Here is a 25336-nt window from a genome sequence, read left to right as displayed (position 1 = left end):
TGCGAGATGATAGATATGAGATTCAATATCTCAGTTCTAATTTCTCATTTTCTAATCTCTCAATTTTTAAATCTTTAAATTTTTAAATCCTATGATTCTAATTAATCATTGATGAATAAACAAACTTCAATGAACTTCCCACCATATCGATAATCGGTTGAGGGAAAATACCAAACACGATTACAAATACGGCAATACTTGCCAATACTGAAAACTCTACTGCCGATAAATCTTTAGCGGTGCTCAAAACTTCTGCATTACCTTCACCAAACATTGCTTTACCGTAAAATCTTAATAGATACACTGCTGCCAAAATGATCGTTAAACCTGCAATGATAGAAGCTAAAATATTAAAATCGAAAATAGATTTAATCAAGATAAATTCTCCAATAAAACCATTGGTTAACGGAACTCCCATTGAACCTAAAATAATCAATAAGAATAATACCGCAAATTTAGGGGCTACTTTTGCCAAACCTCCCATTTGTCTGATATCTCTTGTTTTGAATCTTTTGTATAAAATATCTGCACAATAGAACAAACCTGCAACGTTGATACCGTGAGCAAAAGTTTGAACCAAAGCTCCTTCAGCACCTTCAATATTTAAAGTTCCATTTAAAGTAATTACTGCGGAAGAGAAAATACCAGCCACCATCAATCCAACGTGTGAGAAAGATGAATAAGCTATGATTCTCTTCATATCCGTTTGGATAATCGCAATTAAAGCACCGTGTACAATTCCTACAATGGCTAAGATAATTACAATCTGTCCTGAAATTCCAAAAATTGCAGTCGGCGTGATAGGTAACAAATATCTGATTACTCCGTAGATTGCCATTTTCAGCATAATTCCTGATAAAAGCATTGATCCCTGAGTAGGAGAGTAGGTATACGTATCGGGTTGCCAAGTATGGAAAGGGAAAACCGGAAGTTTCACTGCAAATGCAAAGAAGATAAACCAGAATACAACAATCTGCTGCGTTTCACCTAAATCTGCATTATACAAATCTGTAACATCAAACGATGCTGAGTGAATTCCGACATAGATTAAACCAGCCAACATAAACAAAGATCCTACGAAGGTATACACGAAGAATTTTGTTGTGAATTCCATTCTTTTGTTTTCTTGTCCCCAAAGAGCAGCAATAAACCAGATTGGTATCAACGTTACTTCCCAGAAAATATAGAATAACAAACCGTCTAACGCTGTAAATACTCCTACAAGACCAAATTGCATTAGCAAAATTAATCCGTAGAAAGAGTTTTTGTAGCTTACGTTTTCGTTAAAAGATGATAAAATAATTAACGGCGAAAGAATATTAGTCAGCAATAAAAGAAGCAAACTCATCCCATCGATTCCGAAGTGAAGGTTACTTTTTATAAACTGCGACCAAGGATATTTGATCTCGTATTGCAAAACACTATCCACCGTCGGTTCAAAATTGAAATCCGAAAGGATGTAAAATGTAAGCAACATCTGAATCAAAGCAATTCCCAGCGCCAAATATTTGCTAGAAGCGTTCTTCCATGCAAAAACTAATCCCGAACCTACAAGAGGTAAAAGTAATAATGTTAATAGTAAATAAGACATTATTGTAATATAAAGTTAACAATTAATATAATTCCCACTGCTAAAGCCATAATCAAAACATAGCTTTCAACGTTTCCGTTTTGAATACGCTTCATCGATTTACCGCTGTCTTCAGCACCTTCTCCGATATAATCTACGAAACGGTCTAAAACGCCTTTATCAAACATTTTTCCGCCACGTCCAAGTCCTTCGAAAGTTTTTACGATTAATGCATTGTAAAGTTCATCAACGTATAATTTTTTAGCAGACAATTTTTCCCAGCCTGTATATTCATTTTCAGGTTTAGCCATTTTCTTCTTGTTAACGTACATGTTTTTAACAATAAACCAAACCGTGAAGAACATTAAGACTGTTGCTCCTAAAAGAATCATTTCTGTATTGAAATCAACACCTGAAAGTGTAGCTTCCATTTGTTTGAAACTTTCCGGAGTTAAAACTGGTTTTAACCATTCCATTAATTTAGCATAATGACCGTGACCGATAAAGTGTGGTAAATTAATAAAACCTCCAAGTACTGAAAGAATCGCTAGAACAATCAATGGTAACGTCATGTTCATCGGACTTTCGTGTAAGTGATGTTTTTGCTCTTCTGTACCTCTGAACTCTCCGTGGAAAGTCAAATAATACAGTCTGAACATATATGCTGCGGTTGTTGCTGCTAAAATGAATAACATTACCCAGTAGATAGGGTTTTTAGCAAAAGCGGCAACCAAAATTTCGTCTTTAGAAATCATTCCCGAAAGTAAAGGGAAACCTGAAATTGCCAATGTTCCGATTAAGAAAGTAATGTGTGTAATTGGTATTACTTTTTTAAGTCCACCCATAAAACGCATATCCTGCTCGTTGCTCATTGCGTGAATTACAGAACCTGCTCCTAAGAATAACAATGCTTTGAAGAAAGCGTGTGTCATTACGTGGAACATTGCTGTAGAATAAGCTCCTAAACCTAAAGCAATAAACATAAAACCAAGTTGTGAAACTGTAGAATATGCCAATACTTTTTTGATATCGTTCTGACGCAGTGCGTAGAAACCAGCCAAAGCAGCGGTTAAGAAACCGATTAATAAAATTCCGTCTTGTACTGTTGGAGCTAAAGTGAATAAGAAGTTTGATCTTACCACCAAATAAATACCTGCCGTAACCATCGTTGCCGCGTGAATTAATGCAGAAACAGGAGTTGGACCTGCCATCGCATCCGGTAACCAAGTATATAAAGGAACCTGAGCAGATTTACCAACAGCACCGATAAATAAACTGGCTGTGATAAAGATGATAATGGTTCCGTCTAATTCAAATTTAGAAGCATTTTGTGCTACTGAAATATAATCTACAGAGTTGGTCTGAGACGCAATCATGAAAATACCGATTAGTAAACCAAGGTCACCAATTCTGTTCATGATGAACGCTTTTCTTGCTGCTTTACCGTATTCTTCGTTGGTATACCAGAATCCGATCAATAAGTAAGAACAAAGACCTACACCTTCCCAACCGATGAATAAAATCATATAATTACTTCCCATTACCAAGAGTAACATTGAGAAGATGAAAAGATTTAAGTAAGTAAAAAACTTATAAAAACCTTTATCGTGACTCATGTATCCGATAGAGTAGAGGTGAATCAACGATCCGATTCCTGTGATAATCATGACCATCATCAATGATAATTGATCAATCTGAAAACCAAAGTTGATTTGAATTCCGTTTACTCTAAACCATTCGAAAGCTCTTACAATAACTGCAGGACTTTCTGAATCGAAATTTAAAAATAAGCTTACTGCTATACAAAAAGGTGCAAAAACTGCAACTGTTGCCAAGCTTCCGACTACAATCTTAGGAAGATTTTTTCCGAAAAGCCCGTTGATAAGAAAACCTATAAGTGGTAAAAGTATTATTGCATATATTAAATTCTCCATTCTTATCCTTTTAATTTATTAAATATACTAACATCTACAGAACGGGTGTTTCTATATAACATCGCAATAATTGCTAAACCAACTGCTACTTCTGCAGCGGCAACTACCATGATAAAGAAAACCAAAAGCTGTCCGTCACTGTTCCCGTTGTATGCCGCAAATGCAGCCAATAAAAGGTTTACAGAATTAAGCATAAGCTCTACACAACCTAAAATTACAATCGCATTTTTTCTAAGCAATACTCCCAAAACTCCTAAACAGAATAATACTGAACAAAGAGTAATGAAATATTCTAGAGGGATGCTTTGCATAAATGTATTTACTTCTCCCATAATTTTATAAATCTTTTTTACCGATTAATACCGCACCTACAATACCTGCTAAAATCAGGATTGAAGCAAGCTCAAACGGCAAAACATAGTCATTAAACAAAAGTCTTCCCAGATTCTTTGTAAGACCTACTCCTTTGTCTACGTTCTCAACCACTACATGATTTTCTTGCACTCCTCTGAAAACCCCTAAAACACCAATCAAAAGAAGACCTGCTGTAAAAACTCCCACAAACTTTAAAGTATTGTTCTTCTTACTTTCGTCTTGCTTATTAAGATTAAGCATCATTAAGATATAAAGGAAAAGCACCATGATAGCACCTGCGTAAACGATGATTTGGATAATTGCCAGGAACTGCGCATTCAGAAGAATATACATTCCAGCAATAGAAAACATTGTAACAATTAATGACAAAATAGCATACAAAGGATTTTTTGCAAATACAAAGTAAACTGCACTTGCTACTGCTAAAAACGCCACCAAGAAAAATAAAAACTGATCCATTATTTTACCGCATTTTTTTGTTTCTCGGATTGTCTTTCTGTGATATCAATCCTTTCATTTATTTTTTCAACTAATTTATCTTTACCGTAAATAAAAGAACCTCTGTTGGTTTCTACATCTACTAATCTGTCTGTAAGATAAATTGCAGATTTCGGGCAAGCTTCTTCACACATACCGCAGAAAATACATCTCAGCATATTGATTTCATACACCGATGCATATTTTTCTTCTCTGTAAAGATCTTTTTCTTCTCTGGTTCTTTCTGCAGCAGTCATGGTGATAGCTTCTGCAGGGCATGCTACGGCACACAGTCCGCAAGCTGTACATCTTTCTCTGCCTTCTTCATCTCTTTTCAAAACATGTTGACCTCTCCAGATATCAGCTCTAGGCTTTTGTACTTCCGGATAAGAATAAACATTGGGAGCACGTTTTACAACGGTTCTCACAGCATGCTTAAAAGTAATCCCCATTCCTTTAAAAATCGCCGGTAGGTAGATTTTCTCAGAAAAGGTCATCTCTTTATTTGAAACAACTTTTGATCTGTTGGTTAATTTCATTTAATTATAGATATTAGATGTTAGACATTAGATTTTAGACTAATCTTGCCTGTTATCTTAATTATTTACTATTTTATTTTTTTAAACCTGAGTTAAAGAAATTTTCAAATTCTCTCATTCTCAAATTTTCAAATTCTCTTTTTAATTTCCAAAAGCTAAAATCACAGCTCCTGTAATCATTAGGTTGACTAATGCCAATGGAATTAAAGTTTTCCATCCTAAGTGCATCAATTGATCGTATCTGAATCTTGGTAACGTCCATCTGATCCACATAAAGATTAAAATCCCGATAATGGTTTTAGATAAGAATGCTACGATACTCAAAATACCTGCTACATTTTCTCCCCAGTTTTCAGTAACCCAGTCAATTCCTGGATAGTTGTATCCTCCGAAGAAAAGTACTACCATGAAAGCATTAGAAATAAACATATTCACATATTCACCAAACATGTATAAACCTAATTTCATTGATGAATATTCGGTTGTATATCCTGTTACCAATTCAGATTCACATTCTGGTAAATCGAAAGGGTGACGGTTGGTTTCTGCCAAAGCTGCCACAAAGAAGATTAAAAATGCTAATGGTTGGTAGAAAATATTCCAGTTCATCCCAGAACCGATAGGGATAATTCCCCAAAGTTTTCCTTCAGTTTGGTTTTCCGTAATTACTTTTAAATCTAAACTTCCTGCCATCATAATGATAGAAAGTAAAGCCAATCCCATTGCCAATTCGTAAGAAATCATCTGCGAAGAAGCTCTGATGGCACCTAGTAATGAATACTTGTTGTTGGAAGCCCAGCCTCCGATCATAATCCCGTAAACTCCGATAGAAGCCATTCCGATGATGAAAAGTACCCCAACATCGATGTTGGCAACCTGAAGATCATAAGAAACTCCACCCAAGTTTAACGTTTTTCCCCAAGGAATAACTGCTCCGGTAATTAATGAAATAAACATCACCAATGCAGGTCCCAATACGAATAGAAATCTTTCGGCATTGGCTGGTGTAAAGTCTTCTTTAAAGAAAAATTTACCACCATCTGCAAGAGGTTGCAGTAAACCGAAAGGTCCTGATCTGTTTGGCCCGATTCTATCCTGCATAATGGCTGCAACTTTTCTTTCTGCCCAAGTAGAGTAGGCTGCAATCGTTAACGAAAGCAGGAAAAGTGCCAGTACAAGTATTAATTTAAATGTAATTAAATCCATTCTATAGTAGTTTGAAATTTGAGAATTGAAGTTTGAGATTGCTCTCATTTTCAAATTTTCAAATTAATAAATTTTCAAATTTTTATTTTTCGTCTTTTTCGCTGATTTCTTTAGCCATCGGATTGTCTAAAACTCTTAGTTCGTCTTTTGGCTTCTCGTAATGATTTAAAGAAATTACCGAATGTCTGTCGATATGTCTTGGTCCTTCAATGTTCCAGTCTGAAAGAGATTTTCTTTCGAAACGACAAGTATCACAAATGAATTCTTCCACTTCTCCCCACTGATCTTTTCTAGCAGTTACTCTTACAACTTCGTCACCTTTCAAATAAACTGTTGCTTTTCCAGAACACTTATCACATTTGCAAGAACCATTCATTGGTTTTGTAAACCACACTCTGCTTGTAAAACGAGCTGTTCTGTCTGTTAATGCTCCTACAGGACAAACGTCGATTACGTTTCCGATGAAATCATTATCTAAAGCTTTATTTAAATAGGTAGAAATTTCAGCGTGATCTCCTCTGAAAAGGATTCCGTGTTCCCTTTCACCTGTCAATTGATTGGCCGCCAAAACGCATCTTGCACATAAGATACAACGGTTCATATTCAACTTGATATGTGGACCTAAATCGTCAGCTTCGTACGTATTTCTTTCAAACTCAGTTCTGGTTTCAAGATTTCCGTGCTCGTAACCCAAATCCTGAAGGTGACATTCACCTGCCTGATCACAAACTGGGCAATCTAACGGGTGGTTTACCAATAAAAATTCGGTAACCGCTTTTCTACCTTCCTGAGCTTTTTCAGAAGAAAGGTTTTTCACCTCCATTCCGTCCATCACATTGGTTCTGCAACTTGCTACCAATTTTGGCATAGGACGCGGGTCTGCTTCTGATCCTTTAGAAACCTCTACCAAACACGTTCTACATCTTCCACCACTGGTTTCCAATTTGCTGTAGTAACACATTGCCGGAGGAACAGACTTCCCACCGATTTGTCTTGCAGCTTCCAAAATAGAAGTCCCGGGCAAAACTTCAGCAGTTTGTCCGTCTATCGTTATTTTGAATTTTTTAACCTCTTCGCTCATAATTATATTTTAAGCAAATGCTTTATTTATTTTTTTTTGTATTGAATGTATATCCAATCCCGAAATTAATCTGGTAGAATACAAAATCCTGACTGGCTTTATCAGGTTTATTATTAAGAGTTGTTTTAATATCCGGCATATTAATGTACCCGAATTTTCCTTCAACTCTTGCCATGATATGTTTCCATAAAACAAAATTGATGTTGGTTCTTGCATCCAACCCAAATCCTGCTACATGGTATCTGTCACTTCTTTCGTTTCCAAATAATTTTACATTAGACTTTGGAAATAATACTCCGGCTCCGGCTCCATAGGCCCAATAAATATCAAAATTCTTTTTACTTAAGAGATTTTTATATTTTTCAACCCCAGCATTTACATAGTTTAATCCGTCTGTATGTTCAAAAGTTAGGAATTCTTGATCTGTTAAATCAACTTTTCCGTTTTGAACCATTGCAGCATATTTAGGATCTGAAATATTTCCGTTAAAATCAACAGTCTGTTCCTGATCCATCACATACTTCATGTGATCTGTTCCTACTACTAATGCCAAATTATCTTTTAAGAAATATGCCAATCTAAAATTAAATTGTGGAATAGAGAGCCTTGTAGGATCTATATATGCCATACTTAATTCTGAAGGTCTGTCATGAGCTACCACATTATTTAAGGTAAAATCATAACCATTTCCTTTAAATCTAATATCAGAATTACTAAATCCTGATCTATTCCAGCCCCAAAAAACGAACATTGCTCCTTTTTTGAAAGAATTATTTGCTGCCTCAACTTCAATTCCTTCTGTAGTATCCAAAACTGTATTGTACTCAGTAATTGAATTTCCTATGCCTGCGCTTTCAAAAGAGGTCTTCTTTACTTTCTTGGCATATGGTAAAGCTGCCGGAAATGCACAAGCCTCTTCGAATGTTTTTTCTTTACTTAAAGTGTCTTTAATATTCTGACCAAAAACAAAATTCGACAACAATAATCCTACAGCAATAAACTTCTTCATAATTCCAAATTCATATTAATTACTGGCTGCAGCCGGAATAGGGTCTGCATAATTTGCCAATCCATAGTTTTGTGTCTGAGACAATTCAGGATTTTTGATGTGCCATTCGAACTCATCTCTGAAATGACGAATCGCTGCTGCAACAGGCCAAGCCGCCGCATCACCTAACGGACAAATGGTATTTCCTTCGATTTTTCTCTGGATATCCCAAAGCAAATCGATGTCTTCCATTTTCCCTTCTCCTTTCTCAATTTTCTTTAAAATCTTGTACATCCATCCCGTTCCTTCACGGCAAGGAGTACACTGTCCGCAACTTTCGTGATTATAAAATCTCGCCAAAGTCATGGTATGTTCTACGATACACTGGTCTTCATCCAAAACAATGAAACCTCCTGAACCCATCATTGTTCCGGTAGCAAAACCACCGTCAGCAAGAGATTCATAGTTCATATATCTTGGCTCACCATTTACCGTTTTTAACAATAAGTTTGCTGGAACAATCGGCACTGAGCTTCCTCCAGGGATACAAGCTTTCAGCTTTTTACCGTTTGGAATTCCACCACAATATTCATCAGAGTAAATGAATTCTTCAACCGTAATGGTCATGTCGATTTCATAAACTCCTGGTTTATTGATGTTTCCGCAAGCAGAAATTAATTTTGTACCAGTAGATCTTCCAACGCCTATTTTGGCATATTCAGCACCTGTAATATCGATAATTGGAACGATTGCCGCAATAGATTCTACGTTATTTACAACGGTTGGTCTTTCCCAAAGTCCTTTTACAGCTGGGAATGGCGGTTTTAATCTTGGGTTTCCTCTTTTACCTTCTAGAGATTCTAGTAAAGCGGTTTCTTCACCACAGATATAAGCACCACCACCTCTTTGAACATAAATTTCGCAATCGAAACCTGTTCCTAAGATGTTTTTACCTAAAAATCCTGCTGCTTTAGCCTCTTCAATAGCTTCTTCTAAAATATCAGGAATCCAAGAATATTCTCCACGGATGTAGATATAAGAAACATTAGAACCTAATACGAAAGAAGAAATCAACATTCCTTCAATTAATAAATGAGGAAGAAATTCCATCAAATATCTGTCTTTGAAAGTTCCCGGTTCAGATTCATCAGCATTTACCACTAAGTGTCTTGGAACACCTTCTGGTTTTGCTAAAAAGCTCCATTTCATTCCTGTTGGGAAACCTGCACCACCACGACCACGAAGTCCAGAAGCTTTTACTTCTTCCAAAATTTCTTCGGCTGTCATTTTTAAAGCTTTTTCTGCTGCTCCGTAACCACCTTGTTTGCGGTAAGTTTCGAAATAACGAATGCCTTCTACGTGTGCGTCTTTAAGTAAAAGTTTTTTACTCATTTTTATATTATGCTTTTAGCATTTAGCTGCTAGCTTATAGCTTTTAGCGTATTGCTATTTTTGTTTAAATTTATTTTAACCCAAATCAATTTGTCCTTCTCTACAAAGATCAAGGATTTCGTCAACTTTTTCTATCGTTAAATTTTCGTGAAAAAACTTACCTAGTTGTAACATTGGAGCGTATCCACATGCACCAAGACATTCAGCAGGTTTTAAAGTAAACATTCCGTCTTCAGTAGTTTGTCCGTCTTTTATATTAAGTTTTGTTCTGATATGATCTAGGATTTTTTCGCTTCCACAAACCATACAAGGTCCGGTTCTGCAAACTTCCAAAACATATTTACCCACCGGCTTCATATTAAACATGGTATAAAAAGTAGCTACTTCATATACTTCAATGGGTTTAATACTCAGTAATTCAGCAACATAATCCATCACAGGAACATCTAGCCATCCTCCAAATTCTTTCTGTGCTATATGCAGAACAGGAAGAAGGGCAGACTTTTGTCTTCCTTCAGGATATCTTGCCATGATTTTGTGTACCTGTTCTAAACTTTCCGGTTTAAAAGCTATTGTTTCGCTCATATTTATAGATTTTAGATTTTAGATTTTAGATTTTGAATGAAAATCATTTTTCTAAAAATCTTATCAACTTTATAATTTTATATTTAATAATTTTAGATTAATTTAAAATTCATAATCTAAAATTTATAATTTTTCTTATGCGTCTAATTCTCCCGCAATTACATTCATACTACACATTGTAACAATTGCATCTGAAATTACAGAACCTGTAATCATTTCAGGATATGCTTGATAGTAGATGAAACATGGTCTTCTAAAGTGAAGTCTGTAAGGGCTTCTTCCGCCATCACTTACCAAATAGAATCCTAATTCTCCGTTTCCACCTTCTACAGGATGATATACTTCTCCTTTTGGAACATCAGTTTCTCCCATTACAATTTTGAAATGGTAAATCAAAGCTTCCATTTTTTTGTAAACGTCTGCTTTTTCAGGAAGATAAAACTCAGGAACATCCGCATGGAAAGGTCCTTCTGGTAAATTGTCGTAAGCCTGATTGATAATTTTAAGAGATTCCCAAACTTCTTGCTGACGAACCATAAAACGGTCGTAAGTGTCACCAGAAGTTCCTACTGGAATGATGAAATCGAAATCTTCGTAAGAAGAATAAGGTTGTGCCACTCTTACATCATAATCAACGCCTGTTGCACGTAAATTGGGACCTGTAAAACCATAGCTTAATGCTCTTTCTGCTGAAATTGAGCCTGCACCAATGGTTCTGTCCATGAAAATTCTGTTTCTTTCTAATAATTGACCGAATTCAGCAAATCTTGCAGGGAATGTTTTTAAGAAATCTTTCAATAACTCATGGAATTTTGGAGTGAAATCTCTTTCAAAACCTCCAATTCTTCCCATATTTGTTGTCATTCTAGCTCCACAAATCTGCTCATACATATCGTAAATACGCTCTCTCTCGATGAACATATAGGTAAGACCTGTGATTGCTCCTGCATCCATTCCGGTTACCCCGTTACAGATTAAGTGGTCACCGATTCTTGCCAATTCCATTAAGATAACACGCATATAATCTACACGTTTCGGAACTGTTACTCCAATCAGTTTTTCTACCGTCATGTGCCATCCAAAATTGTTGATTGGCGCAGAGCAGTAGTTCATACGGTCTGTAAGGGTTGTGATTTGAGCGTAATTTCTTCTTTCAGAAATTTTTTCAAATGCTCTATGGATATAACCAACAGTTTGCTCAGCATGAAGAATTCTTTCACCGTCCATTGTAAGAACGTTTTGGAAAATTCCGTGCGTTGCAGGGTGAGTAGGTCCTAGATTCAGGGTATATAATTGCCCGTCAATCTGCTCGTTACTGTTGTGCTGGTTAAGTATATTAGATAATGAGTTGTCTTTCATAATAATTGCTTTTAGCTATTTGCTTCTGGCTATTGGCAAAATGCCATTCGCCATAAGCTATACTATCTTCCAAACATGCTGTCGTTCTTATCTGTTCTGGTACCGTCTTCAAGACGATATTCTTTCAGCATTGGATGATAACCAAGGTCTTCCATATTTAGGATAGGTCTTAAATCAGGATGTCCTTTAAATTTAATTCCATAGAAATCAAAAGTTTCTCTTTCCATCCAGTTGGCTCCAGCATATAATTCAGTTAGAGAATCTACTTCAATATTTTCTCTTGACATGAAGACTTTCAAACGGATTCTGAAATTGGTCATCATATTCTGTAAATGATAGACAACGCCGATTTCTTTATCAGGAAACTCTGGGTAATGGATTCCACAAATATCAGTTAGAAAATTAATTTCTAATGATGAGTCTCTAAGGTAATGAATTACTTTTTTGATATCCTCTTTTTTAATCTCAACATTCAGCATTCCATAAGATTCTGAGTGTAAGATTATAGAGTCCGGAAATTCTCTCGTTATCGCTTCTAATACAAATTCGTTTGTCATTTCCGTATCAATTAATTGCTAATATTGTAAGAGTCAAGCAATGCTTGATATTCTGGCATATCTCTTCTTCTGATGCTTTCGCTTTCTGCTAAAGCCTGCACCTGCATTACACCTTCTATAATCTGTTCTGGTCTTGGAGGGCAACCAGGAACGTAAACGTCTACCGGAATAATTTTATCAATTCCCTGTAAAACTGAGTACGTATCAAAAATACCTCCACTAGAAGCACAAGCTCCTACAGCAACTACCCATTTTGGTTCTGCCATTTGAGTGTAAACTTCTTTTAAAACAGGACCTAATTTTTTAGAAATAGTTCCACAAACCATCAACATATCTGCTTGTCTTGGTGAGAAAGAGTTTCTTTCCATACCAAATCTAGAGGCATCATAGGTTGGGTTTAGGGTAGCCATGAACTCGATACCGCAACAAGAGGTAGCAAACGGTAGAGGCCAAAGTGAAAACTTTCTAGCCATCCCGATAACACTGCTCAATTTCGTTGCAAAAAATCCTTCTCCTTCAAATCCTTCCGGAGCTGGTGCATCTGTTCTTATTATTGGTTTTTGATCTGACATTTTTTGTTAATTATTTAAAGATTGAAGAATTTAAAAATCAAAAATTACGAGTTTCACAATCTTTTAATTACTTAAATAAATTAAATCTTTTTAATGTTAAAATTTATTTATCCCAGTCTAGCGCGCCACGTTTCCACACATAGAAAAATGCAAGGAAGAAAATAGCAACGAATGTAAGTACTGCAAAGAAGCCTTCAAGACCAAATTCTCTGAAGTTTACAGCGTAAGGATAAAAAAATACGATTTCGATATCGAATAATACAAACAATATTGCAGTTAAGAAATACTTGATTGAAAATGGTGTTCTTGCGTTTCCTTCAACAGGTACACCGCATTCCCAGCTTTGGTTTTTTACAGAATTTCCTTTTTTCTGCTGTGGTCCCAGAAAATGAGCTCCAAGCAAAGAAACGGCTACAAAACCTATGGCAACACAGGCTTGTATAAGGATCGGAATATAACTTTCAGGTAAATTCATTTTTACATTATTATCTCAAGTTGCAAATTTAGGCAATAAACAATAAAGCATGAAATTAATCATCTTAAAAGTCTGATGAAAATAGAGAAAAGTTATAATTTAGAATCAATAAAAATAGCGTTATTTCCTCAGTTTTTTGAGTACAGTGAATGCCATAAACGAAATATAAGCAAAAAGTACACTTGCGTAAACAATATTCACAAGCGTATTTAATCTGTCATCCGCTAAGGCGAAGAAGATGTTATAAACTGCAAATCCTGCAATCAAAACAGCGAAAATAATAAGGTGTGGTTTCATATTAGAATTTTAAAGAATAAGTTCTTCTTCTTTTATGATTTGTAGGGTTGTAATCTTGCCAAAGAACTTGTACACTTTTGTTTTCTTCCAATTCAGGGTTGGTTTCCGCAAAATCAATACCCATATTGTTGAATCTTACAAAAATTTCTTTAAAAATAATAGCCGTTACACCACGTCTTTGATATTCAGGATGAATTCCGATTAAATAAAAATTAGCGCGGTCATTTTTCTTTTGAGCCTGTAAAAAATGCCACCATCCGAAAGGGAAAAGTTTTCCTTTTGATTTCTGTAAAGCTTTAGAATATGAAGGCATCGTTACTGCAAAAGAAACCAATTCGTCATGCTCATCTACTACGCAAATAACATAGTTTTTGGCAATCATTGGAAAGAATTTCTCTTTGTATGTCTTGATTTGCTCTTCAGAAATAGGAGTGTAGGTGGAAAGGTGTTTGTAAGTTTCGTCAAGCAACTTAAACATTGGTTTCACGTAAGGTAAAATCTCTTCCTTGCTTTGGAAATCTAGCACTCTTAAGTTGTATTTCTCAGCAATTAATGAGCTGAATTTTTCTACTTTTGGAGGAAGTACTTTCGGGAAATTCATTTCAAATTCTACCCATTCTTTTTCCTTAACAAGGCCAAGGTTTTCAATATGTTTTGGGTAATATTCGTAATTGTAGATCCCAATCATGGTCGCTATTTTCTCAAATCCGAAAGTCAGCATTCCTGCTTTGTCGAGATTGGTAAAGCCCATTGGTCCTTCAATATTGTCTATCTGATGTTCTTTTGCGTAATTTATTGCAGTGTCAATTAGTGCTTTAGGAACTTCTGTGTCGTCAATAAAATCAATCCATCCGAAACGAACTTTTTTTATACCCAGTTCTTTTTCTTCTTTATGGTTGATGATTACCGCAATTCTTCCTACTACTTTGTTGTCTTTCCATGCTAAAAACTGCTTTGCTTCAGAATATTGCAAGGCAGGGTTTTCCTGAGGATTCCATACATTAAGTTCATCTTTTATAAATGAAGGTACGTAATAGGGGTTGCCTTTGTATAAATTCATTGGGAATTTTACAAATTGCTTTAAATCTTCTGGGGTTTTTACTTCAAGAATGGAAACTTTCGACATAGTTTTCAGGTAAATTCAACCACAAATATAATTAATTAAACCTGAAACTTTGGCACAATTTTTACATCAGTTATTACAATTATTATATATTAAAAATTAAACAAAATGACAGGTTATTATCTTATCATAGGAATTTCGATGCTGGTAAGCTGGTTTGTTTCCTCAAGATTAAAATCTAAATTCGAATATTATTCCAATGTATATCTCAGCAACGGAATGTCGGGTAAGGAAGTTGCTGAAAAAATGTTGAGGGATAACAATATTCATGATGTTCAGGTAATTTCGGTTCCTGGGCAATTGACAGACCATTATAATCCGGCAGATAAAACGGTGAATCTTTCTGAAGCAGTTTATATGCAGAGAAATGCAGCTGCGGCAGCTGTTGCAGCTCACGAATGTGGTCACGCAATACAACATGCAGTTGGTTATTCAATGTTACAATTAAGGTCTAAATTGGTTCCTATTGTAAGTATTAGTTCCAATTTAATGCAGTTTGTACTGATGGCAGGTATTGTTGTTATGGCAATGAGTAACAATAAATTGATTCTCTTGATTGGTGTGATTATGTTTGCGTTAACTACACTTTTTGCTTTTATTACACTTCCAGTAGAGTACGATGCAAGTAATCGAGCGATGAAATGGTTAAAAGATACAGGAACGGTGACTGCAGAAGAATTTGTAGGAGTAAAAGATAGTCTTACTTGGGCAGCACGAACTTATTTGGTGGCGGCACTCGGATCTTTAGCGCAATTGATATACTTTGCTTCTCTTTTAATGGGAAGTAGAAGGGATTAAACTTACTCTTTAAAATCAAAAGAAATATATTGCATCTCAGATAGTTTTTCTGAGATGCTTTCTTTTTGTGCTGTTTTTAAGGAAGCGGTTAGAATGCAATTTTCATTAGCGTCAAAATTTAAAACTTTTGCGTCAAATTTTGAAAGTAAGGTGAAAATAAGATTTTGTTGATTAAAATTAAATTGAATTTCAATTTCTGTTTCCAATTCTTTGGTGATGATTGTTGCTTCTTCTAATGTAATTTTAGCCGACTCTTTATATGCTTTTACCAACCCTGAAACACCTAATTTTGTTCCGCCATAATACCGAACGCTTATGACTAAAACATTGGTTATTTCATGGGCTAAAAGTTGATTGTAAATAGGCAAACCTGCACTTCCGGAAGGTTCGCCGTCGTCATTGGCACGATAGTTTTCTCCATTGATACCCATTCTGAAAGCATAGCAATGATGCGTCGCCTTCGGATGTTCAGTTCTTACTTTCTCTAAAGCTTTTTTAAGTTCAGTTTCATTATTAACCGGAAAGGCAAAACCGATAAACTTGCTTCCTTTTTCTTTAAGCAAAGTGTTTTCAATAGGTTTTTCTATGGTTTTATATTCGTGCAACATTCTGTCTCCTTCTTAGTGAGAATTTTTGTAAAATTCAATGATATTATCTCTGAAATCTTGTGTTTCGAGAGGAGTTTGATTAAATCTAGGAGCTTTCGTACCGTTTTCTAAAACTAGATTTTTATTTTTAATAATCATTGTTTCGTCCCACAAATTAGCATCAATAAACTGTTGAAGAACCAAACTTCCACCTTCCACAATGATTGACTGTATTTGCAGTTCGTGAAGTTTTTTCAACATATTTTCGATGAAATTTTCTCTCGATGTTTTGATGAATTTTATATTTCCTTCTTCATCTTCTTTTACTGAATTGAAAACCAAAGTTTGGGCTTCATTGCTGTAAATATTAAAGTCGGATGGTACTTTTAAATCAATATCAATAAGAATTCTAATAGGATTTCTGCCGACGATTTCTCTCGTTGTAAGACTTGGATTGTCTCGCAAAGCCGTCATCGTTCCAATCAAAATAGAATGTTCATTGTTTCTTAGTTGATGTACAAATTGTTTGGTTAAAGAATTGCTGATCTGAGTAGGTTTAAAATCTTTATCCATAAAACGGTCGCCAGATTCTGCCCATTTTAATAGAATAAAAGGCCTGTTCTTTTCGTGGTATGTGAAAAATCTTTTATTTAAATCAGTGCATTCCTTTTCTAAAACTTCGGATACAACTTCAATTCCTGCATCTTGAATTATTTTTTTGCCCTTTCCATTCACTTTATCATGAGAATCCATTGCGCCAATCACCACTTTTTTAAAGCCCAATTCGACAATTTTTAAAGCACAAGGCGGTGTTTTTCCGAAATGCGCGCAAGGTTCCAAAGAAACATAAATAGTAGATTCGGAAATCAGGCTTTTATCTTCAACGGAATTGATTGCGTTGATTTCAGCATGGTTTTCACCCGCTTTATGATGGTATCCTTCACCGATTATTTTGTCATTGTGCACAATCACACTTCCTACTAATGGATTGGGGTAGGTGTTTCCGATGGCTTTCTGAGCGAGCTCAATGCATCTTTTGATGTAAAATTCGTCTTGCATAAGATAAAAAAAGCGAATACAAATTTCTTTGTTTCGCTCTATATTTTACTTTAATTTTTAATTATTCTCCAGCGATGATATTGTGAAGATTGTGCTTTAAAGTCTCAAGATGAGCTTTTTTGTCATCAATCGTATTGTAAGTATCTCGTAAAAGAGGGTTTTCTCTCGATGGATTTTTGAAAAATGCCAAATTGTTTTCCAATTTAACGATTTCCGCTTCAAGGTCGGAGATTTGACTCTTGATTTTTCTAGCCTTGTCTGTTAATTGGTTTTCAGATAAACCATCTTCTTTCAATTCAAGCTCATTAATCTTATTCAACTTCAGCTTTTCTCTAAGCGTTTTATTAAACTCAGAGTTGATTGCCATTTTGTCTCTCGGAACTTTTCCAATATTATTCCACGAACTTTTGATGGCTTCTATTTTTTCGATACTTCCTTCTTCGTCTGAAATTGTTTTCAGTTCCTCAAGAAGGTCTTTTTTTAGTTTATAGTTTTCTTTCCAGTTATCGGTAGAAGCGCTGCTTTTTTCTCTGTAGTTATTAAAGAACGTGTTGCATGCATCACGGAATTCATCCCAGATTTTATTGGTCATGCTTTTAGGAACGTGGCCGATTTTTTTCCAGTCTTCCTGAAGTTTTTTAAATAAAGCTACTGCAAGCTCCCAGTCTTCAGAAAGCATATTGTCTTTTGCAGTCTGAATGAGTTTCATTTTCTCATCAAGATTCTGCTGTTGAGAACCTTTTAAAGATTTATAGTAATTATTTTTTGTCGTGTTGAAGGCTCTTAATATAGATTTGAAATCATTCCAATTGTTGTTGGATAATTTTCTAGGTACACTTCCTGTCTTTAAGAATTCTGAACGCAAATCTTCAACTCTCTTGATAGAGTTTTGCCAATAGGTATGATTAGGACTGTCTTTTGGCTCAGAAAGATTTTTAATTTCAGTGATGATTTCGTTTTTCTTCTCAAGATTGGCATTCTGCTCTGTTTCAATAGCTGCAGAAAGTTCTGTTTTTCTCTCGTGAATTTTATTTGAAATCTCTTTGAACTCTTCCCAAGTTTTCTCACGGAATTCTTCAGAAACAGGTTCTGCTTCTTCTTTCCAAAGTTTGTGAAGATATTGAAGTTCATTTAAAGCTTTTTGTACAGCCGGCTCGTTTTCCAGCTCTTTTGCTCTTGCAATGATGTGCTGTCTTTTTTCTAAGTTGTGGCTGTATTCCTGCTCAAGGAATTCTTTATTTAAATCCAACATTTGATAAAACTGATTCAAATGATGAAAGTAATTATTATTTAAAATTTTAAATTCAGATTTTGCAACCTGACCAGAATTTGACCATTCTTCCTTAATTTCTCTAATCGATTTGAAAAGATTGACTCCAGGCTCAGAATTGGTATAAAGATTTTTTAGTCTTTCAATAATACTTTGACGGTGGTCCAGATTTTTTTTCTGCTCCTCTTCCTGGTTTTTCTGAAAATAATCATGCTTCTCTCTGAAAATATGAATCAGACCAGAAAGTTTAGATTGAGAAGGATGTTCGTAGCTGAAATTTTCAAGTGCATTTCCTCCATCAGTGTATTCATGCTTTTTGTCTTCCACCTCATCATGAATCGAATGATTTGCTTTTTCTTTTAAAACATTAAATTCTCGGAATCTTTCACCAGCATTAGGAGAATTGATGATTTTTTCCATTTCTTTCAGAGCGTCGGCTAGAGACAGGTCGGCAATAGAATCATGGTGAGGCGCATCGGGGTCTTCTTCCTGATGGTTTTCTTCTGTATTCTCAATCGTTTCAACTGTTTCCTGAACTTCTGTAGAAGGTTTTTGTTCTTCGTTTTCAGAAAGATTATTTTCTGTTGTCATAGCAAATCTTTTATGAATAATGGTATTAACTTCTTAAAGCGAGCTAATATAAACCAATTAAGTTACTAATTTATGTTATTTTTTTTGAAATGACCAAATTTCCCAAGCTTTTTCTGCCTGTTGTTCGAGCATATAATATCCATTGACGGTTTTTGCACCGTTTTGTGATGAATTTAAAAGAAATTGACTGCATTCGGGATTGTAAATTAAATCAATCACCAAATGTTGATGGGTAAGTGCTTCGAAAGGAAAGTTTAAGCAATCTTCGGTATTAGGGAAGGTTCCTACCGGAGTACACTGTATAATTAACTTGTTTTCTGAAACGGTTTCTGTATCTAAATTATCAAAATTAATCTCTGATTTTCTTGAGATGGTTTTATATGGAATGTGATGTTTGTCTAAAACATACTGTATTGCTTTTGCAGCGCCACCATTTCCTAAAACCAATGCCGAATCGTGATGTGGTTTTTTGTGGGCAATTAAAGTTTTTTCAAAACCAAAAGCATCTGTATTGTAACCTGTTTTCTTCCCATTTTCAATTAAAACACAGTTTACAGCACCTATTTTTTGAGCCTCATCACTTAATGCATCGAGATAGTCTATAATTTTTTCTTTATAAGGAATTGTTACATTAAATCCTAAAAGACTAGGTTTTAAAAATACTTCTTCAATTTCATTAATTTCCTGTAAATCGAAAATTTCGTATGAAAAATCGCTAAGTTTTTTCTTTTTAAATTTATCTTCAAAATATTTTTTCGAAAAAGAGTAGGAGATATTTTTCCCAATCAGTCCTAATTTGTTGCTAGAATCCATACATCAAAAGTAAAAAAAAGACCGATAAAAATCGGCCTTTAGTGTTGAAAATATTTGTTGTCTTAGTCTACGATGAATTTTGTAGAAGTATTGTCTGTTTTCAAGATATAAACTCCTTTAGTTACTCTGTGAAGATTAATTTTATTTGAGTTTTTGAAAGGATTGGCAATATTCTTAATCAATTTTCCTGAAAGGTCATAGATTTCAGCTTTTGAAATTTTGCTTAGGTTTTCGCCTTTTACAAATAATTCGTGATTTTTTACCGGGTTCGGGTAAATACTGAATGCTTTTTCTTTTGAGTTTTCAACAGTTGATAAAGTCGTTGAACACGTCCAAGTAAGATCATCAATTGCTACTCGGTTTGAAGCAACAGGGTTAACAAGTTTAATGATTACATTTCCAGAAATATTAACGTTAACTGTTGTCGTTGTAGCCACATCACTATATGGAATTGTTGCTACAGTTGTACCGTTTATCTGTAAGTTTAAAGTTGATGATGAACCTCCGAATTTACGTTGTGTAGTAACAGTAAGTGTTGCAACACCTCCTGAAATAGAGCTACTCGTTAAACTACCATTTTGAATGGTAATTGCTTTTTCATTAATCGTTTGGTCGATTCTTGCATCAGTTGCCGTCCAAGTAATTCCATTATTCGTCCAGATTCTTGTAGCGTATCCGTTTCCTGTTCCTGTTATGTTTTCAAAATCTTCGGTTCCGCAAGTTCCTGTTCCGCCGCCAGATCCGGCAAGGGTAGTTTCCGTTGCTATATTGCTTTGAGGTGAAGGATTTCCTGCAGCATCTTTAGCAATAACGTAGAAATTGTAAGTTGTAGAAGGGTTTAGTGCTTGAACGGTTGTGGTTGTTCCAGAAACTGTCGATTTTAAAACTCCATTAGCGTAAACATCGTATCCTATAACTCCTATGTTGTCTGTAGAAGCTGTCCAGTTTAATGCGACAGTGCTTGAAGTAGGGTTGTTTGCCACTAAGTTTGTAGGAGTTGTAGGAGCTTCAGTATCTAAAGTTATTGTTCCCCAAACTAAATCTACATAGTTAGGATTGTCGATATAAGGGTTTCTGTTTCCTTGATATGTGTAAGATGCATTGTTTCTTCCTATTTCTGCAGGGGAAACAGGGTCTAAATTATGCCAAGCCAAAAGTTGATTAAGCTCCCAAGCCTGTAGTCCCGGATATGCAGAATTACCTAGCATATTTCCTGAACTAAAGCCAGAAAGCTGGGTTTCATATCTTGTTACAAAGTAAAAAATCATTCTTGCAACATCACCTTTAAACTCATCGATAGGTTCGAAAACCGTACCTCCATATCCTGCTGAAGCTGAATTTCCTAATTTTGAACCATTTAAAGATGTAGATGTAGCTGTTCCTACTTTTCCAAAAGGATAATTTGATCTCAAACCATTCACTTTTCCATCTGTTGCACGGATAAAGTGGATATCGTTCCTCATGGGGGAAGCTTGGTTAAATAAACTCTGAGGTACAATATGTTCTCTGTTGTAGCAGTCTCCCTCGTTGCTGTAAGTTCCACATTGATTGGTGTTGTATGTGAAATTATAAGGGTCTGCAACAGTTGGTCTTTCAGAATAAATATCTAAAATAGTACCATCGTTTTCATAATAATAATCACGATCTGTTGTTTGGTATGCTGTCCATAATCCTCCATAACCGTGGTCTTGGTGACCGTTTGTGATAATTGTGTTAAGCTGCGTTTTAAGTGCGGCGCCTGTACCGGTTGCAGTACTGTAATAGTTGGCTGGAATTTGAGCTAGAGCGCTGATGGTAATCAGACTTAGCAATAAAGAATTTAAAATTCGTCTCATTTTTTCTAAATTGGACGGCAAACTTACAAATTAATAAAAAAAATAAATATTAAGTTTTAGTAATATAGTCTTTGCTGATTTTAGAAAAAAACCAAGAAATAGCGATACCGAAAACTGATGCAATGGTAGCTACAATTAAATAATTTTTACCCACAATTTTTACAGGAAAAGGCAAATCTTCTACCGCTTTGAATAATTCTGTGTAAAGCTGGAAATAGCATAATGCTGTTCCTAACACAAGGCCCGAAATTACGCCTAAAACGACAATTAAAATTCCAGTGTAGAAATACGTCATCCTAAGATGAGCTAGAGGGAAGCCTAAAGAAATAAGCGATTTTGCCTGCTCTTTTTTATCGAGCTGTAAAATAATGATAGCCCCCGCCAAATTAAAAGTCGTGATAAAAATAACCAAAGCAAAAATTAAATAAATAAATAGCTTTTCGGTGTTAATCATTTTCCAGAAAGCAGCATTTTCTTCTTCCTTCGTTTTGATTTCGATATCTTTTCCTAGAGTTTTAAGTAAGTCCTGTTGTACAGAGTTTATATTGTCTTGATTTTTAAGCTTTATGACGATTTGATAAGCCGAATTTTTTGGAAGATTTAATAATTCTTCAGCTAATTCTATCGGGGCGATAATGTAATTGTTAAGTTGCTCGTTTCCGGGAAAAACACCACAAACGACAATCTCTTTTTTATTATAAATGTCTTCTTCCTTATTGATAATTCCCGTTCCGGGTTTAGGCATGAAAAGAGTTGAGAAATCAGCGTTGGAGTCATCTACAGGAATTCCCAATCTATTCTGGAGCGAACGTTCCATAATAACTTCATTGCTGTACTCGAATGAAGGGTAGCTACCGTAAAAAATAGTTTTATCAACAGGGTTTACTTTGGTGTAAGCCGAGTCTACACCTCGCAGATAGGCAACGTCACCTTTCCCGTTGTAATTGATGTAGGTTTTCTCTTCTATTACTCTTGAGAAGCTGGAAATTTCTGTATTCTTTTTTAAGACAGAATTTATTTTATCTAAATTTTTCAGTGTTTTTCCAGAAGTGCTTTTTATGGTTAAATCAGCATGGAGATTAGAAATCAATGATTTGTTGAAATCCTCAAGCCCCGAAAAAACTGAAATAATGACAAACATTGCAGCTACAGCAACACTCATCGCCACAGCAGCAAGCCAGGTGATAAATGTAACCGCAGTACTTCCTTTTTTAGATAAAAGGTAACGCGATGCGATGTAAAATGCAATGTTTTTCAAATTTTTATAAAACAGGATTGTCGCCTTCGCCTCTCAGTTCTCTTTCGATTTTCTCTACATCATCAAGAGTAGTGTCTAGATAAAAGCTCAATTGTGGAATAATACGTACTTGTTTTGCCATTTTCTGACCAATGAAGTTTCTGTATTGTGCCTTATTTGCTTCTATTTCGGCCATAATTGAAGAACGAAATTCTTGAGGGAAAATACTTAAATAGATTTTGGCGATTCCCAAATCGGGAGTTACTTTCACGTCGGAAACTGAAACCAAAAAGTTTTGTTTACTTTCTGATGCCTGTTTGCGGAAAAGTTCTGCGAAATCTTCCTGTATAATCTGTGCTACTTTTCTTTGTCTGTTGCTTTCCATAATTTATGCAAATTTACTACTTTTGTTTGAATTGCTTATTTGAAAATTGATTAGCAATCAAAAAAAATATATTTTAGACTTATGAAATTAGAACATATCGGCATTGCGGTAAAATCTTTGGGAGTTTCTGATGCGCTTTTTGCGAAACTTTTGGGTAAAGAATCTTATAAAAAAGAATCTGTAGAAAGAGAAGGCGTTGTGACTTCTTTTTATGAAACAGGAGAAAGTAAAATTGAGCTTTTAGAAGCGAGTAAAGAAGCGAGTCCTATCTCAAAATTTATCGATAAAAAGGGAGAAGGCATCCATCATTTGGCTTTTGGCGTAGAAAATATCGTTGAGGAAGTAAAAAGATTAAAAAAAGAAGGGTTTCAATTTATCTCTGAAGAACCTAAAGAAGGTGCTGATAATAAATTAGTTGTCTTCTTACACCCTAAGTCAACCAATGGTGTACTGGTAGAACTTTGTCAAGAAAAGGCATAAAAAATTTTGTAGTGAAAGAAATTTTACTATTTTTGCAAACACAAAATTTAACCAAATTTTGAGGTCCTATAGCTCAGTTGGTTAGAGCACCTGACTCATAATCAGGTGGTCCCTGGTTCGAGCCCAGGTGGGACCACAGAAAAGCACTCAATTTGAGTGCTTTTCTTATTTTAATTAATTCGATTCCATATTTGAAAAAATATGAAAACCTATTTCCGGATCAATGCCAAAACCTGGGGACTAGGCAAAAAGTTTTGATAATCTGAATAGGAAAAATGCTTTATCTCGTACACCTCGAAGTTGTAACCTGAAGTTTTTTATTTTGGCATTGAAAGATTCTGCTGAAGCATTTGTGCTTCGCTGGTTAAAATAATTGAGAATGCCGTTGTAGTTATGCATAATAGTTTTTGTTAAGGTATTAAAGGATTTAAATCCAGATTCTTCCACTTCTCTAAACCAATGGACTAACTTTAACATAGCGACAGATTTTTGAATGTTCTGATTATAAATTTTCCTGAGCCCATCTGATAAATTGTACGCCTTTTCTAAATCGGGATACTCCTTAAATAGGATTTTTGCTCTTTGTTTTTGTGATAAAGTCCACTTTTCTCTAGTTTTATAAAGCAGGTATCTGCTTCTTGCTAAAAGTTGCTTTCGGGTGTCATCGTTTTCAAAAACTTTAATTATAGGTTTTCGCTTCTTTTGTTTCGCTTCCGTGAGCAAGTTATTTTCTTGCTCAATGGCCTGCCAGCGATGCTTAATCCTTATTTCCTGAAGGGCTTCTGTGGCGAGTTTCTGAACATGGAAGCGATCGATAACCGGTGTTGCATTAGGAAAACATTTTTTGGCAATAAGTTTCATAGACCCAGCCATATCTAAAGTAATTTCCGTTACTTTTATTCTTAATTTTCTGTTGATTTTAAAAAGATGTTCAATTACTGTTTCACTCTGTATTCCTCTGATAATGGCTACAATTGAGCCTTTTCTACCCTTTCCCTTTTTTGAGGTGAGAACGGTATAGAGTTCGCCATCAGAAAGGGCAACTTCATCCAGAGAGAGCTGCTCTGAAATATTTTGAGGATGCAAAATCCAGTCTTCGGCGTGCGGTTTTTGCTCCCAATTTTTAAAATCGCTGAGGGAATGTTTGTACTGTCTTTGAAATTTTCTGCCCTCCACACCGTAAAGCTCTCCAATGGTTTTGCAGGACAAGGCTTTAGCATCGGCAGATTTTTTTTAAGAACTCGGCAAAATCTTGTGTCATGCGTGTTCCTTGGGCAATAAGAGTCCAATCTCTTTGGAGAATATTCCCCGTTTTCGTGTCTGTCCACCTTCTTCGTTTGATGTGGAGTTTTACGGTTTTTCCACGAAGCGGAAAATCATCCACCGTAATTTCTTCTAAAAAACCTTTGGAATACAAGGTTAAAGAAGAAAACTCTTTTGGAATCCTACTTTTCTCTTCGAAATAAAGATGTAAAATTTTGTTTTCTTCTTCAAAATTTATAATATCGAAGTGCTCGATTAAATATTCTGGTAATAATAATTTGAGTAGCCCGGCATCGTTAATCATACCCCAAAATTAAGTATTTTTATTTTTCTCCCCAGGTTTTGGCATTGATCCAAGATTTCTAAATAAAATTCTAAAAATTTCTCCTCTGAGTATGGTGAAATATTTTTATGCATTTCAAAAATAGTTTTTTTTGTCTAATTCTTTGTTTCGCTTTTTAATACTTTTTTGATGAAAATTAAAGGTA

The 25336-nt window shown here is 35.2% G+C and carries 27 protein-coding genes and 1 tRNA gene; 3 read left to right on the top strand and 25 right to left on the bottom strand.

From position 1 onward, the window contains the following. Positions 1 to 97: 97 nt before the first annotated feature. From LO744_RS17970 to LO744_RS17895, 16 genes are all read right to left on the bottom strand, one after another. Complete coding sequence (locus LO744_RS17970) at positions 98 to 1591, bottom strand: complex I subunit 4 family protein (RefSeq protein ID WP_230671847.1); 1494 nt, start codon at positions 1589 to 1591, stop codon at positions 98 to 100. After that, complete coding sequence (gene nuoL / locus LO744_RS17965; RefSeq protein WP_230671845.1) at positions 1591 to 3504, bottom strand: NADH-quinone oxidoreductase subunit L; 1914 nt, start codon at positions 3502 to 3504, stop codon at positions 1591 to 1593. Before nuoL ends, LO744_RS17970 begins: the two co-directional genes overlap by 1 nt. A gap of 2 nt (positions 3505 to 3506) precedes the next feature. After that, positions 3507 to 3836 (bottom strand): NADH-quinone oxidoreductase subunit NuoK, encoded by a 330-nt coding sequence (nuoK, locus tag LO744_RS17960; protein WP_230671844.1) that lies wholly within the window; start codon positions 3834 to 3836, stop codon positions 3507 to 3509. 4 nt (positions 3837 to 3840) lie between these two features. After that, entirely contained in the window at positions 3841 to 4338 is a 498-nt protein-coding gene (locus LO744_RS17955; protein ID WP_230671842.1) for an NADH-quinone oxidoreductase subunit J family protein, read from the bottom strand. Then, complete coding sequence (locus LO744_RS17950; RefSeq protein ID WP_066680251.1) at positions 4338 to 4895, bottom strand: NuoI/complex I 23 kDa subunit family protein; 558 nt, start codon at positions 4893 to 4895, stop codon at positions 4338 to 4340. Before LO744_RS17950 ends, LO744_RS17955 begins: the two co-directional genes overlap by 1 nt. A gap of 141 nt (positions 4896 to 5036) precedes the next feature. Further along, entirely contained in the window at positions 5037 to 6101 is a 1065-nt protein-coding gene (nuoH, locus tag LO744_RS17945) for an NADH-quinone oxidoreductase subunit NuoH (RefSeq protein ID WP_230672541.1), read from the bottom strand. 82 nt (positions 6102 to 6183) lie between these two features. Next, the gene (locus tag LO744_RS17940; protein ID WP_191178190.1) at positions 6184 to 7182 is read right to left on the bottom strand and encodes a 2Fe-2S iron-sulfur cluster-binding protein; all 999 of its coding nucleotides are present in this window, start codon (positions 7180 to 7182) and stop codon (positions 6184 to 6186) included. A gap of 22 nt (positions 7183 to 7204) precedes the next feature. Further along, positions 7205 to 8191 carry a hypothetical protein gene (locus LO744_RS17935; RefSeq protein WP_394799526.1) on the bottom strand — a complete coding sequence of 329 codons (987 nt, stop codon included), beginning with the start codon at positions 8189 to 8191 and terminating at the stop codon, positions 7205 to 7207. 15 nt (positions 8192 to 8206) lie between these two features. After that, a complete protein-coding gene (nuoF, locus tag LO744_RS17930) occupies positions 8207 to 9562 on the bottom strand; it encodes an NADH-quinone oxidoreductase subunit NuoF (protein ID WP_230671840.1) in 1356 nt (451 codons plus the stop codon). Positions 9563 to 9637: 75 nt separating this feature from the next. Beyond that, a complete protein-coding gene (locus tag LO744_RS17925) occupies positions 9638 to 10147 on the bottom strand; it encodes an NADH-quinone oxidoreductase subunit NuoE family protein (RefSeq protein ID WP_230671838.1) in 510 nt (169 codons plus the stop codon). Between the two features lie 135 nt (positions 10148 to 10282). Next, positions 10283 to 11506, bottom strand: a complete 1224-nt coding sequence (locus LO744_RS17920; RefSeq protein WP_230671836.1) for an NADH-quinone oxidoreductase subunit D — start codon at positions 11504 to 11506, stop codon at positions 10283 to 10285. 62 nt (positions 11507 to 11568) lie between these two features. Then, positions 11569 to 12063 carry an NADH-quinone oxidoreductase subunit C gene (locus LO744_RS17915; RefSeq protein ID WP_230671834.1) on the bottom strand — a complete coding sequence of 165 codons (495 nt, stop codon included), beginning with the start codon at positions 12061 to 12063 and terminating at the stop codon, positions 11569 to 11571. A gap of 11 nt (positions 12064 to 12074) precedes the next feature. Continuing rightward, a complete protein-coding gene (locus LO744_RS17910; RefSeq protein WP_074231131.1) occupies positions 12075 to 12635 on the bottom strand; it encodes an NADH-quinone oxidoreductase subunit B in 561 nt (186 codons plus the stop codon). A gap of 103 nt (positions 12636 to 12738) precedes the next feature. Further along, positions 12739 to 13110 carry an NADH-quinone oxidoreductase subunit A gene (locus tag LO744_RS17905; RefSeq protein ID WP_230671832.1) on the bottom strand — a complete coding sequence of 124 codons (372 nt, stop codon included), beginning with the start codon at positions 13108 to 13110 and terminating at the stop codon, positions 12739 to 12741. A gap of 120 nt (positions 13111 to 13230) precedes the next feature. After that, entirely contained in the window at positions 13231 to 13407 is a 177-nt protein-coding gene (locus LO744_RS17900) for a hypothetical protein (protein ID WP_230671830.1), read from the bottom strand. A gap of 1 nt (position 13408) precedes the next feature. Continuing rightward, positions 13409 to 14533, bottom strand: a complete 1125-nt coding sequence (locus LO744_RS17895; protein ID WP_230671828.1) for a GTP cyclohydrolase — start codon at positions 14531 to 14533, stop codon at positions 13409 to 13411. A 105-nt stretch (positions 14534 to 14638) separates the two neighbouring features. Between LO744_RS17895 and LO744_RS17890 the strand changes: the two genes are divergently transcribed. Beyond that, positions 14639 to 15328 (top strand): zinc metallopeptidase, encoded by a 690-nt coding sequence (locus LO744_RS17890; RefSeq protein WP_230671826.1) that lies wholly within the window; start codon positions 14639 to 14641, stop codon positions 15326 to 15328. Positions 15329 to 15330: 2 nt separating this feature from the next. On the opposite strand, the gene LO744_RS17885 is transcribed toward LO744_RS17890, so the two are convergent. The 7 genes from LO744_RS17885 to rbfA form a co-directional block, all read right to left on the bottom strand. Next, positions 15331 to 15936, bottom strand: coding sequence for an IMPACT family protein (locus tag LO744_RS17885; protein ID WP_230671824.1), 606 nt, complete (start codon positions 15934 to 15936; stop codon positions 15331 to 15333). Between the two features lie 12 nt (positions 15937 to 15948). Next, a complete protein-coding gene (ribD, locus tag LO744_RS17880; RefSeq protein ID WP_230671822.1) occupies positions 15949 to 16974 on the bottom strand; it encodes a bifunctional diaminohydroxyphosphoribosylaminopyrimidine deaminase/5-amino-6-(5-phosphoribosylamino)uracil reductase RibD in 1026 nt (341 codons plus the stop codon). 61 nt (positions 16975 to 17035) lie between these two features. Beyond that, positions 17036 to 18835 (bottom strand): DUF349 domain-containing protein, encoded by a 1800-nt coding sequence (locus tag LO744_RS17875; RefSeq protein WP_230671820.1) that lies wholly within the window; start codon positions 18833 to 18835, stop codon positions 17036 to 17038. 75 nt (positions 18836 to 18910) lie between these two features. Continuing rightward, complete coding sequence (locus tag LO744_RS17870) at positions 18911 to 19648, bottom strand: shikimate dehydrogenase family protein (protein ID WP_230671818.1); 738 nt, start codon at positions 19646 to 19648, stop codon at positions 18911 to 18913. 62 nt (positions 19649 to 19710) lie between these two features. Further along, the gene (locus tag LO744_RS17865; protein ID WP_230671816.1) at positions 19711 to 21483 is read right to left on the bottom strand and encodes an endonuclease; all 1773 of its coding nucleotides are present in this window, start codon (positions 21481 to 21483) and stop codon (positions 19711 to 19713) included. 49 nt (positions 21484 to 21532) lie between these two features. Beyond that, on the bottom strand, positions 21533 to 22741 hold the full coding sequence (locus LO744_RS17860) for an ABC transporter permease (protein WP_230671814.1): 1209 nt from the start codon (positions 22739 to 22741) through the stop codon (positions 21533 to 21535). Between the two features lie 4 nt (positions 22742 to 22745). Then, positions 22746 to 23105 (bottom strand): 30S ribosome-binding factor RbfA, encoded by a 360-nt coding sequence (rbfA, locus tag LO744_RS17855; protein ID WP_066680287.1) that lies wholly within the window; start codon positions 23103 to 23105, stop codon positions 22746 to 22748. An 81-nt stretch (positions 23106 to 23186) separates the two neighbouring features. Here rbfA and mce point away from each other — a divergent pair, with 81 nt between their 5' ends. After that, positions 23187 to 23585, top strand: a complete 399-nt coding sequence (mce, locus tag LO744_RS17850; RefSeq protein ID WP_230671812.1) for a methylmalonyl-CoA epimerase — start codon at positions 23187 to 23189, stop codon at positions 23583 to 23585. Between the two features lie 62 nt (positions 23586 to 23647). After that, positions 23648 to 23721: transfer RNA gene (locus LO744_RS17845), tRNA-Ile, on the top strand. 104 nt (positions 23722 to 23825) lie between these two features. On the opposite strand, the gene LO744_RS17840 is transcribed toward LO744_RS17845, so the two are convergent. After that, positions 23826 to 24794: an ISAon1 family transposase gene (locus tag LO744_RS17840; RefSeq protein ID WP_230669283.1), complete on the bottom strand. Its 969-nt coding sequence runs from the start codon at positions 24792 to 24794 to the stop codon at positions 23826 to 23828. Positions 24795 to 24798: 4 nt separating this feature from the next. Then, positions 24799 to 25152 carry an ISAon1 family transposase N-terminal region protein gene (locus LO744_RS17835; protein ID WP_230669284.1) on the bottom strand — a complete coding sequence of 118 codons (354 nt, stop codon included), beginning with the start codon at positions 25150 to 25152 and terminating at the stop codon, positions 24799 to 24801. Positions 25153 to 25336: the final 184 nt, after the last annotated feature.

Source organism: Chryseobacterium turcicum (assembly GCF_021010565.1).
Classification (GTDB): Bacteria; Bacteroidota; Bacteroidia; order Flavobacteriales; family Weeksellaceae; genus Chryseobacterium; species Chryseobacterium turcicum.
This window is presented reverse-complemented; position numbering and strand designations above follow the sequence as displayed.

Excerpts from the sequence above, each read along its gene's own strand:
- LO744_RS17940 (WP_191178190.1), bottom strand. The coding sequence starts at position 7,182 with ATGAGCGAAGAGGTTAAAAAATTCAAAATAACGATAGACGGACAAACT.
- nuoF (WP_230671840.1), bottom strand. The coding sequence starts at position 9,562 with ATGAGTAAAAAACTTTTACTTAAAGACGCACACGTAGAAGGCATTCGT.
- LO744_RS17890 (WP_230671826.1), top strand. The coding sequence starts at position 14,639 with ATGACAGGTTATTATCTTATCATAGGAATTTCGATGCTGGTAAGCTGG.
- LO744_RS17895 (WP_230671828.1), bottom strand. The coding sequence starts at position 14,533 with ATGTCGAAAGTTTCCATTCTTGAAGTAAAAACCCCAGAAGATTTAAAG.
- ribD (WP_230671822.1), bottom strand. The coding sequence starts at position 16,974 with ATGCAAGACGAATTTTACATCAAAAGATGCATTGAGCTCGCTCAGAAA.
- LO744_RS17915 (WP_230671834.1), bottom strand. The coding sequence starts at position 12,063 with ATGACAAACGAATTTGTATTAGAAGCGATAACGAGAGAATTTCCGGAC.
- LO744_RS17920 (WP_230671836.1), bottom strand. The coding sequence starts at position 11,506 with ATGAAAGACAACTCATTATCTAATATACTTAACCAGCACAACAGTAAC.
- LO744_RS17900 (WP_230671830.1), bottom strand. The coding sequence starts at position 13,407 with ATGAAACCACACCTTATTATTTTCGCTGTTTTGATTGCAGGATTTGCA.
- LO744_RS17950 (WP_066680251.1), bottom strand. The coding sequence starts at position 4,895 with ATGAAATTAACCAACAGATCAAAAGTTGTTTCAAATAAAGAGATGACC.
- LO744_RS17870 (WP_230671818.1), bottom strand. The coding sequence starts at position 19,648 with ATGGATTCTAGCAACAAATTAGGACTGATTGGGAAAAATATCTCCTAC.
- LO744_RS17885 (WP_230671824.1), bottom strand. The coding sequence starts at position 15,936 with ATGTTGCACGAATATAAAACCATAGAAAAACCTATTGAAAACACTTTG.
- LO744_RS17875 (WP_230671820.1), bottom strand. The coding sequence starts at position 18,835 with ATGACAACAGAAAATAATCTTTCTGAAAACGAAGAACAAAAACCTTCT.
- nuoL (WP_230671845.1), bottom strand. The coding sequence starts at position 3,504 with ATGGAGAATTTAATATATGCAATAATACTTTTACCACTTATAGGTTTT.
- LO744_RS17925 (WP_230671838.1), bottom strand. The coding sequence starts at position 10,147 with ATGAGCGAAACAATAGCTTTTAAACCGGAAAGTTTAGAACAGGTACAC.
- rbfA (WP_066680287.1), bottom strand. The coding sequence starts at position 23,105 with ATGGAAAGCAACAGACAAAGAAAAGTAGCACAGATTATACAGGAAGAT.
- LO744_RS17970 (WP_230671847.1), bottom strand. The coding sequence starts at position 1,591 with ATGTCTTATTTACTATTAACATTATTACTTTTACCTCTTGTAGGTTCG.
- LO744_RS17935 (WP_394799526.1), bottom strand. The coding sequence starts at position 8,191 with ATGAAGAAGTTTATTGCTGTAGGATTATTGTTGTCGAATTTTGTTTTT.
- LO744_RS17905 (WP_230671832.1), bottom strand. The coding sequence starts at position 13,110 with ATGAATTTACCTGAAAGTTATATTCCGATCCTTATACAAGCCTGTGTT.
- LO744_RS17865 (WP_230671816.1), bottom strand. The coding sequence starts at position 21,483 with ATGAGACGAATTTTAAATTCTTTATTGCTAAGTCTGATTACCATCAGC.
- nuoH (WP_230672541.1), bottom strand. The coding sequence starts at position 6,101 with ATGGATTTAATTACATTTAAATTAATACTTGTACTGGCACTTTTCCTG.
- nuoK (WP_230671844.1), bottom strand. The coding sequence starts at position 3,836 with ATGGGAGAAGTAAATACATTTATGCAAAGCATCCCTCTAGAATATTTC.
- mce (WP_230671812.1), top strand. The coding sequence starts at position 23,187 with ATGAAATTAGAACATATCGGCATTGCGGTAAAATCTTTGGGAGTTTCT.
- LO744_RS17910 (WP_074231131.1), bottom strand. The coding sequence starts at position 12,635 with ATGTCAGATCAAAAACCAATAATAAGAACAGATGCACCAGCTCCGGAA.
- LO744_RS17955 (WP_230671842.1), bottom strand. The coding sequence starts at position 4,338 with ATGGATCAGTTTTTATTTTTCTTGGTGGCGTTTTTAGCAGTAGCAAGT.
- LO744_RS17835 (WP_230669284.1), bottom strand. The coding sequence starts at position 25,152 with ATGATTAACGATGCCGGGCTACTCAAATTATTATTACCAGAATATTTA.